Source organism: Methylorubrum zatmanii (assembly GCF_014845115.1).
GTDB classification, from domain to species: Bacteria; Pseudomonadota; Alphaproteobacteria; order Rhizobiales; family Beijerinckiaceae; genus Methylobacterium; species Methylobacterium zatmanii.
The window spans coordinates 1-1,341 of sequence record NZ_NKUI01000275.1; the positions used below are offsets into that span (position 1 = coordinate 1).

The 1,341-nt window shown below is 61.4% G+C and carries 2 protein-coding genes; one reads left to right on the top strand and one right to left on the bottom strand.

All coding sequences use genetic code 11. The features are described 5' to 3' along the window. Positions 1-506 precede the first annotated feature (506 nt). A complete protein-coding gene (locus tag MZTS_RS23310; protein WP_009864080.1) occupies positions 507-800 on the top strand; it encodes a hypothetical protein in 294 nt (97 codons plus the stop codon). A gap of 20 nt (positions 801-820) precedes the next feature. On the opposite strand, the gene MZTS_RS23315 is transcribed toward MZTS_RS23310, so the two are convergent. Then, on the bottom strand, positions 821-1,075 hold the full coding sequence (locus MZTS_RS23315; protein WP_009864079.1) for a hypothetical protein: 255 nt from the start codon (positions 1,073-1,075) through the stop codon (positions 821-823). Between the last annotated feature and the right edge of the window lie 266 nt (positions 1,076-1,341).

Consider the following 1,341-nt stretch of genomic DNA (forward strand, 5'->3'; position numbering starts at 1 on the left):
GCCGGCTGGATCCGGCGATTCCTTCGGGGCTGAATGGTGCGGGTAGAGGGAATCGAACCCCCACGCCTTTCGGCTGGCGATTTTGAGTCCGGTTGGTAGACGAAATGATGTCTATCGCCCCATGGGAGATCGACATCATCTTCAGAAATCTACCGCGTTTATGGCAGGATTTGACACGCTTTGTGTCATGTGCAGCCCTCGGTAGATTTTGTCTACCAAGGGCGGGGACAAGAAACTTCAGATTTCATCGGTGACGCCCACGGCAACTACGATCTGCAAGCCGAAGGCGAAAAAGTTGGGCGCGCCACCGGATCGATGCGCGCGCCCCAAGGAGGTTCCTGGTCTCAGGAAGGAACTGCGGTTTCCTTAGACGATCCGGGTACACAAGAGGGTGACACACCGGCCACAATCCACGAGAGGGAGGCCGTCATTTGATTGTCATGCTAGTCTAGGCCGTCGAAAGAACCCCGCGCCGCCGGGGCGGCCCAAGGGGCAACAGGTGCGATATGGCCTCGATTGAAGAACTGGCGAACACCCTGCGCGGCGTTGCCGCCAGCGGCATGAAACCCAAAGCCCTCCTCGCCGCCGTGCGTGAGAAGCACCCGGAGGCGACCAAGAAGGAAGTCGTCCGGGCCGCGTTCTACGCGCTGGCCGAGGGGCAGAGCGGCGACCATGCCGACCTGCACAGCTTCGCGTTGACGGAACGGGCCGTGGACGACGACGAGCCGGTGAAGTCGGTCAAGCTGCGCAAAAAGAAGAAAGACCGGAAGTCCGCCTCAGAGGGGCATGCCACCCACTAGGAGCGGCCCAGCGAGTGCAGTCAGGCGGAGCGGGCCAGCTTCTCCTGACGGCGCTCGACGCTTACCCGGACGAACCGACCGAACGGCGTGCTGCTGGTCCGGTGGTTGCGGGAAACCTCCTGCAAGACCGTTTCCAGCGCCACGATGCGCTCGCTGGGCTTGCGGTATGCCTGTTCCAACTCGTCCAGAGCGGCATCCACCCGGCCCGCAACAGTGCTGTCCGGCACGGCGGAGAGATGATCGACCTTGTGGAGACAACGGCTCACGGGCGTCATGGGCCGTTGTTCTAGGCACTGGTTTGAAACTGTCGAGTCTGGTTAGCCGACTTCATGGCACGAGCGTCATGCGGTAACCGCAAAGCTCGCCATGCCCCTACGCCAGCGACGTTTCGGTACTCGTCAAAGCCTCCTTGAGCATGGGAACAAGCCCGGCCGTCTTCATGAACTCGACGAACCTGACCACCATCTCCGGGGAGATCGTGTCGATGCTCTCTCCAGAGATGAGCAAGTTCGTCATCTTCGACGCCTCGGGCGGGTGGGTC